Annotated in this window: 11 protein-coding genes; 5 read left to right on the forward strand and 6 right to left on the reverse strand. The window is 61.5% G+C overall.

The features are described 5' to 3' along the window. Window positions 1–13 precede the first annotated feature (13 nt). On the reverse strand, window positions 14–655 hold the full coding sequence (locus CAQUA_RS07115; RefSeq protein ID WP_196823895.1) for an excalibur calcium-binding domain-containing protein: 642 nt from the start codon (window positions 653–655) through the stop codon (window positions 14–16). 197 nt (window positions 656–852) lie between these two features. Here CAQUA_RS07115 and CAQUA_RS07120 point away from each other — a divergent pair, with 197 nt between their 5' ends. Beyond that, entirely contained in the window at window positions 853–1,908 is a 1,056-nt protein-coding gene (locus CAQUA_RS07120) for a ParA family protein (RefSeq protein WP_196825531.1), read from the forward strand. A gap of 25 nt (window positions 1,909–1,933) precedes the next feature. Here the strand turns inward: CAQUA_RS07120 and CAQUA_RS07125 are convergent, their stop codons facing one another. From CAQUA_RS07125 to CAQUA_RS07135, 3 genes are read right to left on the reverse strand one after another with little or no spacing between them, the layout of a single operon-like run. Beyond that, entirely contained in the window at window positions 1,934–2,674 is a 741-nt protein-coding gene (locus CAQUA_RS07125; RefSeq protein WP_231375336.1) for an excalibur calcium-binding domain-containing protein, read from the reverse strand. Beyond that, window positions 2,671–3,684, reverse strand: coding sequence for a nucleoside hydrolase (locus CAQUA_RS07130; protein ID WP_196823894.1), 1,014 nt, complete (start codon window positions 3,682–3,684; stop codon window positions 2,671–2,673). Before CAQUA_RS07130 ends, CAQUA_RS07125 begins: the two co-directional genes overlap by 4 nt. Further along, window positions 3,668–4,849 carry an MFS transporter gene (locus CAQUA_RS07135; RefSeq protein WP_290178064.1) on the reverse strand — a complete coding sequence of 394 codons (1,182 nt, stop codon included), beginning with the start codon at window positions 4,847–4,849 and terminating at the stop codon, window positions 3,668–3,670. Before CAQUA_RS07135 ends, CAQUA_RS07130 begins: the two co-directional genes overlap by 17 nt. A 176-nt stretch (window positions 4,850–5,025) precedes the next feature. Between CAQUA_RS07135 and CAQUA_RS07140 the strand changes: the two genes are divergently transcribed. Beyond that, entirely contained in the window at window positions 5,026–5,550 is a 525-nt protein-coding gene (locus tag CAQUA_RS07140) for a hypothetical protein (protein ID WP_196823892.1), read from the forward strand. On the opposite strand, the gene CAQUA_RS07145 is transcribed toward CAQUA_RS07140, so the two are convergent. Next, window positions 5,547–6,410 (reverse strand): hypothetical protein, encoded by an 864-nt coding sequence (locus tag CAQUA_RS07145; protein ID WP_196823891.1) that lies wholly within the window; start codon window positions 6,408–6,410, stop codon window positions 5,547–5,549. The genes CAQUA_RS07140 and CAQUA_RS07145 overlap by 4 nt on opposite strands. 10 nt (window positions 6,411–6,420) lie before the next feature. Further along, window positions 6,421–8,001 carry a carboxylesterase/lipase family protein gene (locus CAQUA_RS07150; protein ID WP_196823890.1) on the reverse strand — a complete coding sequence of 527 codons (1,581 nt, stop codon included), beginning with the start codon at window positions 7,999–8,001 and terminating at the stop codon, window positions 6,421–6,423. Window positions 8,002–8,065: 64 nt separating this feature from the next. Between CAQUA_RS07150 and CAQUA_RS07155 the strand changes: the two genes are divergently transcribed. The 3 genes from CAQUA_RS07155 (at window position 8,066) to CAQUA_RS07165 (ending at window position 16,643) form a co-directional block, all read left to right on the forward strand. Beyond that, window positions 8,066–8,914 (forward strand): hypothetical protein, encoded by an 849-nt coding sequence (locus tag CAQUA_RS07155; protein ID WP_231375334.1) that lies wholly within the window; start codon window positions 8,066–8,068, stop codon window positions 8,912–8,914. After that, window positions 8,901–12,728: an ABC transporter ATP-binding protein gene (locus CAQUA_RS07160; protein WP_196823889.1), complete on the forward strand. Its 3,828-nt coding sequence runs from the start codon at window positions 8,901–8,903 to the stop codon at window positions 12,726–12,728. The genes CAQUA_RS07155 and CAQUA_RS07160 overlap by 14 nt, the downstream gene beginning before the upstream one ends. Window positions 12,729–12,812: 84 nt before the next feature. Beyond that, a complete protein-coding gene (locus CAQUA_RS07165) occupies window positions 12,813–16,643 on the forward strand; it encodes a multifunctional oxoglutarate decarboxylase/oxoglutarate dehydrogenase thiamine pyrophosphate-binding subunit/dihydrolipoyllysine-residue succinyltransferase subunit (RefSeq protein ID WP_196823888.1) in 3,831 nt (1,276 codons plus the stop codon). Window positions 16,644–16,950: the final 307 nt, after the last annotated feature.

The raw sequence follows: 16,950 nt of genomic DNA on the forward strand, positions 1-16,950 counted from the left end.
CGTGGTTTAAGCACTAACGAGGACGGCGCTCACACGCCTTGCCATCACCATCACGGTCCAGGTGCGGACCGTACCCCGGGTCACCGCGGTAGATCGGACCACCGGTTGCATCCCACACTGCACGGCAGTTCGGGTAGTGCTTAGCCGCCGGAGCCGGACGCGGCGCTGGCTGAGGAGCGGGCTTCGGTGCTGGACGCGGAGCCGGTGCCGGTGCCGGTGCCGGCGCAGGGCGCGGGGCCGGTGCAGCAGCAGGTCGCGGTGCGGGTGCAGGGGCTGGCGCCGGTGCCGGAGCAGGCGGTCCCGGAATGATTCCCGGAAGCGGGTTCGGAATCATACCGTTCTGGATAGCAAACAGTGCAGCTCCACCGATTGCGAGAATTGCAAAGGTAAGACCCAGGCCAACTCCGAGAGCGATCTTCTGTTCCTTCGAACTCGTAGCGTCTCCACCGGCGACAGGAGCAACCGGAGTGTCCGTCGATGTAGAAGAACTGCTAGACGGGGTCGGGGTTGAGGTCGAAGTACCCGTTTCGGCAGCGGTATTTTCCGAAACAGTTGCAGTGTCGCCCGCCCCTGGAGCGGCTGACACTTGAGGAACTACAAGGCTGGCCACGGTTAAACCGGATACTACTGCCAGCGAAATCACAGTTTTGCGCATGGATGAAAATCTAGTGGATCCGGAAAGTATCTTCAACCGCTTTCGGCTACATTTTTCTGCGCTCGGCCGCCCCTGCCAACGGCGCGCTTGGCAATGCGCCTCCCAACCCATAGCCTGCGCATGAATAGACGTGCGCGTCCCGGGCATCTAGTTTGGTTTAGGTTAGTGCAGCTACCTCCGGAGGACTTATGTCGGCGATCAAGACGCTCAGTTTCTTCAACAACAAGGGCGGAGTGGGCAAGACAACCCTGTCGACGAATGTTGCCTACAACTTCGCTATGAAAGGCGCCCGGGTCCTCTACGTCGACTGCGATCCGCAGTGTAACGCCACGCAGTTACTTCTCTCCGAAGAACAGACCGAAGAAATCTACGACGACAACCTCAGCGCCGATGACACTGTCAAGGCATCTTTGAGCAAAACCGTCTACGGTCTCTTCATCCCCTTGCGCGAAGGTGAGCCCGAAATCGAAACGGATGTACCGGTGTACAAATCCGATCGGTTCAAGATCGACGTCATGGCAGGTCACCCGCAGCTTTCGGAGATCGAGGACGTCATGTCTTCCGCATGGCAGACAGCCCTTGGTAGAGAAACCGCAGCATTCCGCCGCGTTCACTGGGCCGGCCAGCTGATCACTCACATGGAAGACAATGACCTGTACGACTACATCCTGTTCGATGTCGGTCCAAGTCTTGGTCCATTCAACCGAACTGTTCTCCTTGGCTGTGACGCGTTCGCTACACCGACAGCAACGGACCTCTTTAGCTACCACGCATTCGGCAACCTCGCCAGGTGGTTCGACAAGTGGGTAGCCGAGTATTCCGAAATGTCGGAGTACAACGTTTCCCAATGGAAGTCCTTCTCCTCCAGCTACGAGAAGAAGGCCCGCGTACTGCGGCTTGGCGGTCAAGGTGACCGCACCCTGCATTACCTGGGCTACACCACGCTGGAATACGTAAAGAAGAAGGCCAACGGCAAGGAGCAACTCGTCGGCGCGTTTGAACGCTTCCGCGATAGGTTCGGCGACGAAGCTCGGCTTATCGGTCGAACCTTGGGACAACCAGATGAGCAGTACCTGCTGGGACATGTACCCCACATGCACTCCATGCCCGCGACTGCGCAGGACGTTCATGCTCCCATTGCGGAGCTCGTTTACGGCGATGGCATCAAAGGCAGCCAGGGCGCACAGCGTGATTCCTATGCGCAGAAGATTACGGAGATTTCCGATAACGTCTTTGCAAAACTCAACGCCTAGTCCCTAAATAGCTGCCAGTAACCGACTACTCGGGTTGTACTTCGCAGCCGACTCCGTCGTTGTCGCGGTCAAGGTGGGTGTCGTAGCCGGGTTCACCACTACGAATCGGGCGGCCGAGTTCATCCCACACTGCCTCGCAGTCTGGGTAGTAGGTATCGCCGGAACCGCTATTGCCGGGTGAGACTTGTTTGCGGCCGTGGGCTGGGTCCTCCCCTACGTTTCCGCTGAGCGATGCGGGATCCGAGGATTCGCCTTCGATATTTTCATCGTCTTTGTACTGGAAGAACGCGGAGCAGAAGAACAACGCGCCGGCGATCAGAATGACGATCGGCCAGCGGCGTTTGAATTGCTCAGGCGGATCAATGGTGCCCATGCCGCGAAGAAGGTCCCTGTCCGTATCCGTGAGGTACTGACTGACCGACTGCTGGGACTGTACCGCTTCCTCGTAGGTGTTCCACCGCTTGTCGTCCTGCCACAAGCAGAAGAACCACCATCCCGGGATCAAGATGAACGGGGTGCTGACAAGAAGGCCAGTCATGAAGAACGTGAGGTCGCCTTTTGCGATCGCGGCGAGGATCATCAACAGACCGAATGCGATGGAAACGTAGGCAATGACCTTAAGGATTGTGCTTGGCCGGGGGCGCTGCGGAACTGCAGGCGCTCCGTAATTCTGAGCAGCGTAGGGATCAGAGCCGCCGTAAGGATTGTTCTGTCCGTACGGATTGTTGTTCCAGTACGGATCAGCATTCGGATCGAAACCGGTCATGCTTGCACTTTACCGCGTCCAAAGCCCGCGTCCAGTGCTTCATAAAAGAGCTTTTTGGCCAGTTCAATGTCGACACCATGCACCACGTTGACGTTGGGTGCGGCTTCCCACTGATCGCGCCAATCCGCAGAAACAGTACCGCGCATTAGTTCGCTTTCGGTTTCAATGTCGATGGCGGTCATGACTTTCACATACGGCAGCGCATTCAAAGCGATCATGCACGTGAGTAAGTCGTGGATTTTTGACTGGTAACCCTCGCCCTGAGATTCGTGGGATTGGTGGTAGAAGTTCAAGATCTCGTCGATGTGCTTAGCCAAGGGGGCGTCGGCAAGTTTCATACTGGTCAAGCTGTTGTCTTCCGCAGTGAAGACCATGCGTTCGGTCAGTTCGAGCGAACAGAGGGTCATGACAGGTCCGTCCCAAGCACCTTCGTTGACTACACCCGGCGGGTCGTCCAACACCACCTTCGCGGCATGGGGATCGACCCAAAAATTCCACTCCGCAGTGGGCGTCGTGTTGCCAGGGTGGTTAATTGCCCCACCCATGACGGTGACGTTGCGCAAGACCTGGTATTCGACAGGGTGCATCGCACGGAAGCGCGCGAGGTTCGTCATCGGGCCTGTGACTATCAACGCTAAGTCTTCCGTGCCCTCGGCAATCGCATCGCACCACACCTCGTCCCACTTCGGCAGTTCTCCCCCATCCGTCAGACGCACGCGGGGGTCCGCATTGACATACCCCAACCCCGTCGGACCATGTGTTTCAGGGGTTGTTACCAGGGGCACGCGAAGAGGGTCACTAGAGCCCGGGGCGATTGGCACCGTAGGATCGTCGATAAGCAATTGCTCCATCACCCATGCGGCGTTGATGAAGCATTGGCCAGCTGTAGCGTTGCCGGCGGATGTGGTGACGCCGACGAGCTCATGCTCGCCGCTGCGATGTAGCGCGGCGAGGTAAGTGAGCGCGAGCGTGTCGTCGATGCCTGGATCGCAATCAATTAGTACGCGCATCCGTCACCTTAGCGTTCGTTTCTTTCGCGCCGAGCCACGCGATGAACGCGATGAGACCGACGATTCCGCAGACGCCGAAGGCCACGCGGAAACCGTACGCCTCCGCAATCGCGCCCACGATAATGGGTCCAGCGATCTGACCGGCGTCCATGGCCATCTGGAACACCGACAAGCTTTTGCCGCCTGAGCGATCGTTGCCAATGACATCCGCGAGCGTCGCTTGCTGGCTGGGCATGAGGAAACCGCCGCCCACGCCCGCGATCGCGGAGAGAATGATGAGCGGCCAGAAGCATTCCGCGAAACCCATCATGCCGCTGAAAATCGCAATGATGGCCAGCCCGATGAGCACCATTGGCTTGCGGCCGTAGGCGTCCGAAAGCCTCCCCGAAAATTGCAAGGTGATCGCGTTGCCGGCGGCGAACGCAGCAAGCGCGAGACCCGCGGCCGCGGCGCCATGCGTGAAGATGGTTGCAGCAAAGAGAGGAAGCACCGCTACGCGCACGCCCATGTTGATCCAGCCGTTAGCGAACGCACTCACCAAGGCGCTGCGGTAGGTGGGGTGCGCGAGAGCTTCAGAAAGCTCCATCGGGGGCTTGGCTTGCTTGTCCACGTCCTTGTCTGACTTGGGCAGTAGTGCCCACACGACGAGTGCGGCGAGCGCAACGGCGATGCCGTAGATGAAGAACGGCCAGCGCATGCCCAAAAACGACATCGCAGCGCCCACCACTGGGCCGATGATGTTGCCTAAAAGGAACGCCGTTGCATACGTCGAGGATGCGCGGCCACGGATCGCCGGCGGTGCAACCTTCACGATGAGTGCCTGGGCCGAGATAGTGAACATAGTCGAACCGAAGCCCGCGAGCGCACGCAACGCTATGACGTGCCAATACTCCTGCGCGATGGCGACTAGCCCCGTGGTGACCGCCACGATGATCAACCCGGTGATGTACACCTTGCGCGAACCCAACTTGTCAACGAGCCGTCCCGCCCCCGGCGCACCCACCAAGCGGGAGGCCGAAAACACCGACACCACTGCCCCGGCGGCGGCCATAGAGACACCAAAACTCACCGCAAGCTGCGGGATGATCGGGGCGATCAGGCCATAACCAAGCGCAATGAGGAACGCCGCCGCAACCAATACCCAGATCTCCCGGGGGATCTTCACACCCACCGCGGTAGAACCCGACTGGGGGTGGGTTTTAGTGGGTCTTTGTCCTGATTCCGCCATAACGTCTCACAGCGTAACCCTTAGCACCGAAAGCAGCGAATAAGAACAAATGCATCGAACACGTTTTCTAATTTGGGGTGTGGGTGTCCGGCGCGGGTTCTATCGTGCGAAGCATGTTCAACTCACACAGCTACACCACGTTCAATTCCGATAACTACCGCTCCACCTTGTCCCGCCCCCTGTCCGTGCGGGATCTCACCCACCTGATCCGCGACCGCCACGGGGATGCGCTGGACCGCCTTGATTCCGTGATCCACCACCCGCGCTCCCTGGCACGGTCCGGCGCCGGGTGGCGACCACCAGTCAAAAGCCTGCCACGGGTGGACGGCAGCTCCCACCTCGTCGCTGCGATCACCCGCCGCCGAGTGGGGCCACTCGCGCGGGCGCGCATCAAGGGCTACGGAGAAACCGATATTCCCGCCTACCTGTTGGAAATTCGGTTCACCGACCCCTCCGGCCGGGCTATCGATCGCGACGTAGCTGAGGCATGGGTGCGGGGATTAGTACCAGAGAACATGGCGGGTGCTGTCCACGAACTCGAGTCGGTGAATGCAGCCACGTTCGTGTGGCTCGTAGACAGGAACTACTACCCCATCTACTCACCGCCATCGATGTTTGAAAACCTGGCCGCGGCCTAAACCTCATCCTCAACGTTGGCACCGATCGTGCCGTCAAGGCCGTCTTCGATGCTGTCGATGTCGTCGATGTCGTCTGTGTCTTCTGTGGCTGTTTCTTCGTCTGTGTCTTCCTCTGTGTCGTCTTCGGCGGCGAAGAGGTCGTAGACGTCGGGTTCATCGAATTCGCCGTCGTCGACGGGGACGAGTTGTGCTTCCCAGTCCTCGGCGTGGTCGGCGGCAAGAGAGAGTACGTCGAAGAGTCGGTCGAAGTCTACGTAGGTGCCCAGTTCTAGGGTTTCCCACTCGCCTTCGGCTTCGGCTTGGAGGCTGGCGAAGAGGCGTTCACGGTCCTCATCGGACAGCTCAGCGTCACCGTCAGACTCCCAGAGTTCGCCAATGACGTCGTCGAGCAGGTCGTCGTAGCTGGCGGGCAGTACCACGAAAGAGACGGCTGCGGTGGGGATTCCATCGATCGTTTCAATGAGGACGCGTAGTTCGGCGCTGTCGCCGACTTCGGCGCGGACGAGGTCCGGGTTCACTGGGTCATGGAAGAAGTCGAGGTCAGAGATGCGCTCATCGGTGCCTTCCAACAGATCACTAAAGACGGTGATGCGCTGGTCTTCCGCCATGTGCTGCGCCACCGCATCGATCGCATCGTCGACGGAGAAGACGACGGAAACCAAGACGGCTTCGAACTCCTCATCGTCCTCATCAACGTCCGCGGCGGCGATGTAGACGTTGGCGGCGGGAAGGTGCGGATCGATCTCCACGAACTGGATTTCCAGTTCCGAGGTGATCGGCACAAACATCGTCTCGTCATGGACGCGCGACTCAACGCCTTCACGGTCCAGGGCTGCAGCAATGTCCTCGAAGAAACTCACGTGGCCCAGGCTACCTAGAATTCGGCGAGATGGGAGTGTCATCAAGCCCCAAGAAGTCGGCGAGGTCTTCCATGAGGTCTTCGCGGCCCATCCCCCATTCGTTCATATCGAACTCTTCCCAGGCGCGGCGCTGGTCCGGCTTGGGGTCATAGACCACGGTGGACTGGGCGTTGATGATTGCGGTGGCGCGACCGGGTTTTTCCTCCTGGCGGAAGCCGTACGCCGGCCAATCGGATCCGGGGCGGCCGTGGCGGAAGAAGTGGCCCCAGTGGTACTGCATGAACTCGCGGACCTGATCAAACTCGTTGGTGCGGCCAATGCGGTTGAGGTGGCCGGCAGGGGTGGCATATTGCATACCGAAGACCGCTTCCAGGTCGGCGGTGTGAACAGCACCCAGTCCCATGCGCGTCATTAACTCACCCGCGTAGTCGAAGCGGTACATCCACGTACCAGCCACCTTGCGGTGATCCGTGGCGGCTTTCACCGACGGTGCCCAGAACACGGCATCGGCCACGAGTTCCGCGAAATCGGAGCGGTTACTGGCGTAGTTGTAAGCGGCCAGCACGGCATCGGAATGACGTGGATCATAAATATCCAAAAGCCTCTTTGCGGCGCGTTCGCGGGCGCGGGAACGCATGAAGAATGCCTTGGCAAAGCTGGCTTCACCGGAGTTGGTGCCCAGGATCATGGGTACGGGGGCTTCCTCCCCCGCGGCGAAGGTGGCCAGGGGATGTTTGGGCAAGATAGTGCCGTCCACGGTGGGCATGAAACACAGGTTCAGGCTTGGGATTGCACCGCCTGTCACCGTCATCGTTTGGCCAACGCGGGCGAGTTCCTCGGCGTCCTGGGCGCGCAGATCATCGATCGTCGATAAGCGCGACATGCCCATGCGATCCAGCAAGGCGCGCACCCACATGGCGGACTGGAGACGCGAATGAACGGCCGCGACGGGCGTGGACTGGCCAATCGCGCCGTGGAAGAGACCATGGGCCGCGGGCGTACACATCAAGGTGGTTACCGCGTTTGCCCCGGCAGACTCACCCATAATGGTCACGCGGTTGGGGTCCCCGCCGAACTGCGCGATGTTGTCCCGCACCCACTGCAACGCCAAGATCTGGTCGTGGGTGGCGGGAGTGGCCACGCAGTCCTCCCCCAGCAGGCGGAAATCAAGATACCCCATGACGCCAAGCCGGAAATTGAGCGAGACGTAGACGATGTTGGTATCGCGGGCAATGTTGTGACCCTGAGAGACCCGGTCGTTGGAGGCGCCGGTGATGAACGTGCCCCCGTGCAAATACACGACCACCGGCAGAACATCGTCCGTATCCGGTCGGACAATGTCCAACGTGAGGCAGTCTTCGGTGCCCTCAACCATGTCATTCGGACCGTAATTGCCCTGCAGCGCAGGCGGCGCGAACTGCGTGCAGTCCAGCGCACCCTTCCACTCCCGGGGCGGGTGCGGCGCACGGAAGCGGCTCGCCCCAGCTGTCGACGAGCCGTAGGGAACCCCGCGCCACGTACGCAGCCCATCAAGGTACAAACCACGAACCATTCCGGTGGCGGTGGTGGCAATGGGGTGCGTGACTCGCATGGCGCCCACAATAACCGCTTAGGATGGTGGAGGTTTTCAAATACGTACACCCAGGAGAGACCCGATGGCATTTGGAAGAAAGAAGAAGTCGAAGGAAATCGTCGACGCAATCGGGTCCGACCCGGCTGCGCTAGAGGCGAATGCGACACCGTTGGGCAAGGCGTTCATTTCCGCGCTTGACCGTGCAGTCCACATGCAGTCCGGTGTGATCAAGGCCTACGTCAACCGCCTACGCCGGAAGAACCCGGAGGCCTCCCCCGCGGAGATCCAAGAGATGATGGACACGCTGTTCCTGCGCGCAGCCACCGGCACCGGCGCTGGGGCGGGTACTGCGGCGGCGATCCCGGGCATTGGGTTCATCACCGGTGCTGCCGCCATTGCGGGCGAATCACTCGTGTTCGTGGACCTGGCGGCACTGTACACCGTGGGTAGCGCGTACCTCCGCGGCGTGGACATTACTGATGAGGAGCGCCGCAAGGCGATCGTCTTAGTTGTTCTACTGGGCACCCAGGGCAGTGCGATTGTGGATGCACTGGTGGGCCCGAACGCACAGAAGATCCCCACGCGGGCAACCCTGTCCCGCTTCAGCGGTCCGACCCTGGCGCAGGCCAACAACATGCTTGCCCGCACGGCGATGAAGAGCATGAACAAGAAGCTGCGCCGCATGTGGATTGGCAAGATCATGCCGCTGGGCATCGGTGCGGTGGCCGGAACCATGGCAAACCGCAAGCTAGCTAACACCGTGATTAAGAACGTGGGAACCAACTTGGGCGCAGTACCCGGGGAGTTCCCAGAGCCGCTTCCCGCCGAGACGGCGGAGGAAAAAGAACTCGATGACGCGGTGACCAAGGATTCTAAGGACGGCATGGGTTTCACCCGCGTCATCAGCTTCTTCCGTAATGCTCGTAAGTAGCTCAGCTCGTGGTGATCAGCCGAATTTGCTGGTCCGCGCGCTACGGGAGCACTGGCTCCCAGCCACCCTGGCGATCGTTGCGTCGATTGTGTCCACGATCATTCAGGTCACCTTCCCCGCGTTGACGGGGTCCGCGATTGATATCGCGACCGGCAACCGCGGTGGGTCCATCGCGGTCGTGGCGTGGACGATGGTGGTGCTGGCCGTGGCACAGTACGCGATGCAATTTTCGCGACGCTACTGCGCGGGATTATTGGCCAACCGCGCCCAGCACTGGGTGCGCGTGGGTCTTCTTCGATCATTGAACCGTGTGGACGGTCCTGGCCAAGATGAGATCGTCACCGGGCAGGTAGTCAGCAGGTCTATTTCGGACCTTGGCCAGTTTCAGATGCTTTTGGCCATCGGACCGATCATGTTTTCCCGCTTTCTCCAGTTGATCCTCACCATCGGCATCATGGTGTATGTTGACTGGCGTCTCACCGCGCTTGCGCTCGCGTTTTTGCCGCTCATCGTGTGGGTGGGCAACCGCTCCCGCCACTTTCTCTACGCGGCCACCTGGGTCAACCAACAAACATCGGCGGACCTAGCCAGCCACGTTGAACAAACGGTCTCCGGCATCCGCGTGGTCAAGGCGTTCGGCGCTGCTGACCGTGAGGTGGCAAAACTGGACCGCTTAGGGCGCGCGCTCTACGCGGTGAAGATGCGCACGTCGAAGCTGACTGCACGCTTTCAACCAACACTGAGCCAGTTGCCCAACCTCGCCTTGGTGGTCACCATCGTGATGGGCGGCATCATCACCATCCGCGGCGGGATGACTGTCGGCGCGTTCGTGGCATTCACCACGTACCTCACCGCGCTGACCAGTTCCATGTCCATGCTGGCCGGCGGGTACGTGACCATGCAGATGGGCATGAGCAGCGTCGACCGCCTCGACGAAGTCTTAAGCCTTTCACCACAGCGCACCGAGCCAGCGACCCCACTCCCGATTCCTGATGCACCAGTGGGGATTCGCTTCGACGGTGTGCACTTTTCCACCGGCGGGCACGAGGTACTGAATGACCTCAGCTTTTCCGTTGCCCCCGGCGAGTCCGTTGCCATCATCGGCCCTGCAGGCGCCGGCAAATCCATGGCGGTGCAGCTGGCCGGCGGGTTCTATGAGCCCGATGCCGGGGAGGTGTCTCTGCTTGGCCCGGACGGCCCGCTGCCCTACCCTGATCTTTCCTTGCACGACATCCGCCAGCGCGTCACGTGCGTGTTCGATGAACCATTTTTATTCTCCAGCTCTATCCGCGACAACATCGCGATGGGCGCTACGGTTTCGGAAGAAGACATCGCTCACGCTGCCCGCCTCGCGCGCGCCGACGAATTCATCACCCGCCTGCCCGACGGTTACGACACGGTGGTCGGCGAGCGCGGCCTTACCCTATCCGGCGGCCAGCGTCAGCGCATCGCCCTGGCCCGAGCGCTTCTCACTCGCGGCACCGCGCCACAAGACGCGCAGACGCACGGGCAAACATCGGTGCTTTTGCTTGACGACGCCACCAGCGCCATCGACGCCGAAAACGAAGCAGCTATCCTTACCAACCTGCGCCGCGAACGCGGCTCGATCGCCATCATCGCTATCGCGCATCGCCAATCCACCGTCGATCACGCCGATCGCGTCATCATTTTAGACCGCGGGCGCGTGCTTATCGACGGCCCCCGCGACGCCGTCATGGCCACCGCCGAGTACGCCGCACTCATGGATCCTGCACCACCTGAATCCCAGCCTCGCGCCCAGGAAAATGCCAAGCGCAGTGAACCACCGCGGGAACTACTGTGGCCGGCCGACGAGCCAACCGGCACCACGGAGCACATTGACAACCCCGCCGCCGGTGCGTTGGGGGCCGGAATGGGCGGCCGCGGCTCTGGGATGGGTGGAGGCCGTGGCGCCGGTGGCGCGGGCGCAATGGCTAGTTTTGCCATCGCCGCCACACCGGAGATCTTGTCCCGGGTGGACCGGCTCCCACCAGCAACGGAGCAACCGCGGCCGCTCCCTAATCTTGTTCGACCGCCCGCGGACGCCGACCGGTTCAAGGTGCGCGATCTGTTTGCTGCCGTGAAGTGGCTGATCGCGGCCGTAGTTGTCCTCCTCATCGTCGGCGTCGTCGCGGATCTTGCCTTCCCCACCCTCGTGCGCGCGGCGGTGGATCGCGGCATCGAGCAGTCCAACACCCAGGCGCTCTGGCTCACGGCAGCAGCCGCCTTGGCAGTCGTGATCATCGGGTGGGCGGCGAACTATTGCATGACCATCCTGTCGTCGAGAAGCGGCGAATCCTTGCTCTACGGCCTGCGGCTTCGCAGCTACGCGCACCTGCAGACGCTGGGCATGAGCTACTTCGAATCCCACCTGTCCGGGCGCATCATGACGCGCATGACCACCGACATTGACACCTTGTCGGGGTTTTTGCAGACCGGCCTTGCGCAGGCGATCGTGTCGCTGGCGACGCTTCTGGGCGTGGTGGTCATGCTGGTGGCCACGGATGGATCGCTGACGGTAGTGGCCCTGGCTGCGGTGCCCGTCATTGCCATTGCCACGATTATCTTCCGCCGCTACTCCAAGCGCTATTACAGCCGCGCGCGCACGCAGATCTCCGAAGTCAACGGCGAGTTTGCGGAGCTCATCGGCGGGATCCGCGCAAGCCAAATGCACCTTATGGAAGCACCCAGCGAGGCCGCGTTTGAATCCATGAGCGCGAACTACTGCCGCACGCGTATGAAAGCGCAGCTGGCGGTGGCGCTTTACTTCCCCGGCATGCAGACCATCACGCAGGTGATGACCGCCGCGATCGTCGGCGTCGGCGCCACGCGCGTCGCGGAAGGATCACTGTCCGTGGGTGTGCTCGTGGCGTTCACGATGTATCTGAACCAGCTCTACGGTCCGCTGCAACAGCTGGGGCAGATCTTCGATTCATGGCAGCAGGCCACGGTGAGCTTCGAGCGCATTTCGCAGCTCCTGGCAACCTCTACCACGGTCCCCGACACCGGCACGAAGCCCGGCGCGGCGCAGGCAGCGCGGGGTGCGATCGAGCTGCACGACGTCGATTTCTCCTACGCGACGAAAGAATCGTCCACTGCAGTGGCGAGCACTGCAGTGGAGAACAGAACACTGGAGGATATCGACATCACCTTCAAACCGGGGCAGACCGTTGCCCTGGTGGGGGCCACCGGGGCGGGCAAATCCTCCGTCGTCAAGCTAATAGCTCGCTTTTATGATCCGACGAGCGGTTCTGTGCGCGCGAGCGGCACCGACATCCGCGATTTCCCCATCACCGACTGGCGGCGCGCGATCGCGCAAGTGCCGCAAGAGACCTACCTCTTCCCCGACACCGTGGCCGCGAACATCGCCTACGGCCGGCCGGAGGCGACGGAGGCGGAGATTGAAGACGCCGTGCGGCGCATCGGCGGCCTCGACGTGATTGCCGCGATCCCCGGCGGATTCAACCGCACTTTGGGCGAGCGCGGGCGCGGTTTGAGTTCCGGGCAACGCCAAATCATTGCCCTTGCGCGCGCGGAGATGCTTCAGCCGCACGTTGTGCTTCTCGACGAAGCAACGGCGACCCTTGATCCGGCAACCGAACGCGGCGTGTTGGAAGCGTCGTCCAAGATTGCTCGTGGGCGCACGTCCATCATCGTTGCTCACCGCTTGGCGACGGCCCGGCGAGCCGACCGAATTCTGGTCATGGAGGGGGGTCGTATTATCGAAGACGGCACCCACGAGACGCTCGTCGAGGCGGGCGGGAAATATGCAGTATTGTGGGCAATCAACAGGTGATCGCTGCGCGTGGCGGTCAAATACGCCGCTCACCTGCAGCGGATTACACACAAACATGTATTAGAAGCGAGGCGAATCACTGCCGTGAGCAATGAAAGCACTTTCGGCCAAAACGACTGGTTGGTGGAAGCAATGTTCCGCCAGTACAAGGCAGACCCGAACTCTGTCGATGAGGAGTGGCGGGAGCTGTTTGCCGGTAAAGCAGACGCACCGGAAAGTTCCAGTACGCACGCGAAGGTGACCTCCATGGCTGACAAGGCGGTCGAGGACAAGGCCGCCGCCGATAAAGACGTTGCTAAGCAGGTGGAGAACGACCCGAAGGCACAAAAGCGTGTCATGACCAGCACGGAGGTGTCCACCTCTACCGCAGCGCCGAGCCAGGATGGCCGCGAAACCAAGGTTGACCGCGCTGTGCAACAGGCATCCCAGCCGTCGCAACGCACCACGCCTGCGGTGGGCGCGAAGACGAAGCGCCACACCCACGCGTCGTCGCCGCTGGAGAACCTCAAAGACCTGCCACCGGCGGGCGAGAACCAGCTCAAGGGTGCGTTCAAGGCTATTGCGAAGAACATGGACGAGTCCCTGACCGTGCCCACGGCCACCACCGTGCGCGACATGCCGGTCAAGCTCATGTTTGAAAACCGCGCGCAGATCAACGACCACTTGAAGCGCACGCGCGGTGGCAAGATCTCCTTTACCCACATCATGGGCTGGGCCATCGTCAAGGCGACGCAGCTGCACCCGTCGATGAACAACTCCTACGAGCTCAAAGACGGCAAGCCGTTTGTAGTCACGCCGGAGCACATCAACTTGGGCCTGGCCATTGACCTTCCGAAGAAGGACGGCACCCGCGCCTTGGTCGTCGCCGCGATCAAGGGCTGCGAGCAGATGACGTTTGATAAGTTCCTCAATGCCTACGAGGACATTGTGGCCCGCGCCCGCGACGGGAAGCTGAAGATCGAAGACTTCCAGGGCGTGACCATTCAGCTGACCAACCCGGGTGGCTTTGGTACCCGCCACTCCATCCCGCGCCTGACCAAGGGCCAGGGAACCATCGTGGGCATGGGCACCATGGATTACCCGGCGGAATTCGCCGGCGCGTCCGCGGACCGCCTTGCTGAGCTGGGCGTGGGTAAGCTGACCACCCTGACCTCAACGTACGACCACCGCATCATTCAAGGCGCGGAGTCCGGCGAGTTCTTGCGCGATATTTCGCGCCTGCTTATCGACGACAAGTTTTGGGACGAAATCTTTGAAGCCCTGGGCATCCCGTACTCCCCGATGCGGTGGGCCCAGGACATTCCGAACACCGGAGTGGACAAGAACACCCGCGTCATGGCTCTCATTGAGGCATACCGTTCCCGCGGTCACCTCATGGCCGACACGAACCCGTTGAACTGGGAGCAGCCCGGTTTGGCAAAGCCGGACGCACGCGATCTGCTGATGGAAACCCACGGCCTGACCCTGTGGGATCTAGACCGCACGTTCAACGTCGGCGGCTTCGGCGGCAAGGAGCGCATGACGCTGCGTGAGGTGCTGACCCGCCTGCGCGCTGCCTACACCCTGCACATTGGTGCGGAGTACACCCACGTTCTGGACCGCGATGAGCGCGACTGGCTGCGCGACCGCATTGAAGCGGGCATGCCCAAGCCGACGAACGCTGAGCAGAAGTACATCCTGCAAAAGCTCAATGCGGCCGAAGCCTTTGAGAACTTCCTGCAAACCAAGTACCTGGGCCAAAAGCGCTTCTCGCTCGAAGGCGCAGAAACTCTGATTCCGCTCATGGATGCGGTGATTGACACCGCTGCTGGCCAGGGCCTCGACGAGGTTGTCATTGGCATGCCACACCGTGGTCGCCTCAACGTTTTGTTCAACATCGTGGGCAAGCCGGTGAAAACCATCTTCGGCGAGTTTGAGGGCAACCTGCAGCCTGCCCAGCAGGGCGGTTCCGGTGACGTGAAGTACCACCTCGGCTTTGAGGGTGAGCACATCCAGATGTTCGGCGACGGGGAAATCAAGGTCACTTTGGCCGCCAACCCCTCACACCTGGAAGCCGTTGACCCCGTCATGGTAGGTATGGCCCGCGCTAAGCAGGACCTGATCAACCAGGGCCAGGCAATTCAGGACCACACCGTCGTCCCGATGATGCTGCACGGCGACGCATCCTTTAGCGGCCTGGGCATCGTCCAGGAGACCCTGAACATGTCCAAGCTGCGCGGCTACGACGTCGGCGGCACCGTCCACATCGTGGTCAACAACCAGATCGGCTTCACCACCACCCCGGACTCCGGCCGCTCCACGCACTACGCCACCGACTTGGCAAAGGGCTTCGACTGCCCCGTCTTCCACGTCAACGGCGACGACCCGGAAGCCGCGGCCTGGGTGGGCCAGCTGGCTACCGAATACCGTCGTGAGTTTGGCAAGGACGTCTTCATTGACCTGATCTGCTACCGCCTCCGCGGCCACAACGAGGCCGACGACCCGTCGGTGACCCAGCCGCTGATGTACGACCAGATCTCCTCGCACCCCTCGGTGCGTACCCGCTACACCAAGGACCTCATCGGCCGCGGCGACATCACCGAGGAAGAAGCAGAGATCGCTGCACAGGACTTCCACGACCAGCTCGATTCCGTGTTCAACGACGTCCAGGAAAACAAGGGATCCCCTGCTGAGCAAACCGGTATCACGCACTCCCAGGAGCTGACCCGGGGGTTGGATACGTCGATAAGCGAAGAGCTTTTCAAAGACCTGGCCAACGCGTACGCGCAACTGCCGAGCGACTTCACCGCGAACAAGCGCCTCAAGCCCGTTCTGAAGAAGCGCGGCGGTTCCTACGAAGACGGCAACATCGACTGGGCCTGGGCCGAGTTGCTTGCATTCGGCTCCCTGGCTGTGGAGGGCAAGCGCGTCCGCCTTGCCGGTGAAGACTGCCAGCGCGGAACCTTCACCCAGCGCCACGCCGTGCTGTACGACCCCTCCACCGGTGAATCCTTCAACCCGCTCAACGCCGCCGCGGACCGCGCCGGTAACGGCGGAATCTTCAAGGTGCACAACTCCGCCCTGACCGAGTACGGCGGCCTGGGCTTTGAGTACGGCTACACAATCGGTAATGAAAACGCCGTTGTGGCGTGGGAAGCCCAGTTCGGTGACTTTGCCAACGGTGGCCAAACCATCATCGACGAGTACATCGCCTCCGGCGAAACCAAGTGGGGCCAGCTATCCAGCCTGATCATGCTTCTCCCCCACGGCTACGAAGGCCAAGGCCCGGACCACTCCTCCGCCCGCATTGAACGCTTCCTGCAACTGTGCGCGGAAGGATCCATGACCGTCGCCCAGCCGACCGTTCCGTCCAACTACTTCCACCTACTACGCCGCCAGGCACTCGGTGACATGAAGCGCCCGCTGGTGGTCTTCACCCCGAAGTCCATGCTGCGCAACAAGGACGCCGTCAGCCAGCCGCACGAGTTCATCGACTCCACGCGCTTCCGCTCCGTGATCGACGACCCGCGCCTGACCGACTCTACAAACAACGTCCTCGACGGCGCGGCCACCGACAAGGTGACCACAATCATGCTCTGCTCCGGCAAGATCTACTACGAGCTGGAAAAGCGCCGCGCCAAGGACAACCGCGACGACGTAGCCATCATCCGCGTGGAAATGCTCCACCCACTGCCATTCAACCGCCTCAAAGACGCGTTCAGCCACTACCCCAACGCCACTGAAATCCGTTGGGTCCAGGACGAACCCGCCAACCAGGGCGCATGGCCGTTCTACAACGAGCACCTCCCCACCAACATCGACGGCATCCCGCCGATGCGCCGCATCTCCCGCCGCGCCCAGTCCACCACCGCCACCGGCGTGACCAAGGTGCACCAGCAGGAAGAAAAGCAGCTCCTCGACGAGGCCTTCGCCTAGCCCGGCCAGGGCCCAGCCACCGGCCACCGGCCACCGACCATCCAGCCTGGGCCCCAGCCCCGGGCCCCGCCGCCCCGGCTGAATTTGCTGACACTTGCCGGGGCAACCGAAAAAACCGCAGGCCAACTGCCTGCGGTTATTCGTTGCGCTTAATTGGTTGCCGCGGGAACACTGTCACCATCGTCAGCTTCCCCCCAACAACAGCCCACATAGAGCTCCACACCTGCCCTCCACCGCCAACCCCCGGCCTACACTCAACGCCAACCTGGCCCCACCCCTCCCTTCCAGACCCATCCTGAATCTGCTG

It is taken from the genome of Corynebacterium aquatimens (genome assembly GCF_030408395.1).
Taxonomy (GTDB): domain Bacteria; phylum Actinomycetota; class Actinomycetes; order Mycobacteriales; family Mycobacteriaceae; genus Corynebacterium; species Corynebacterium aquatimens.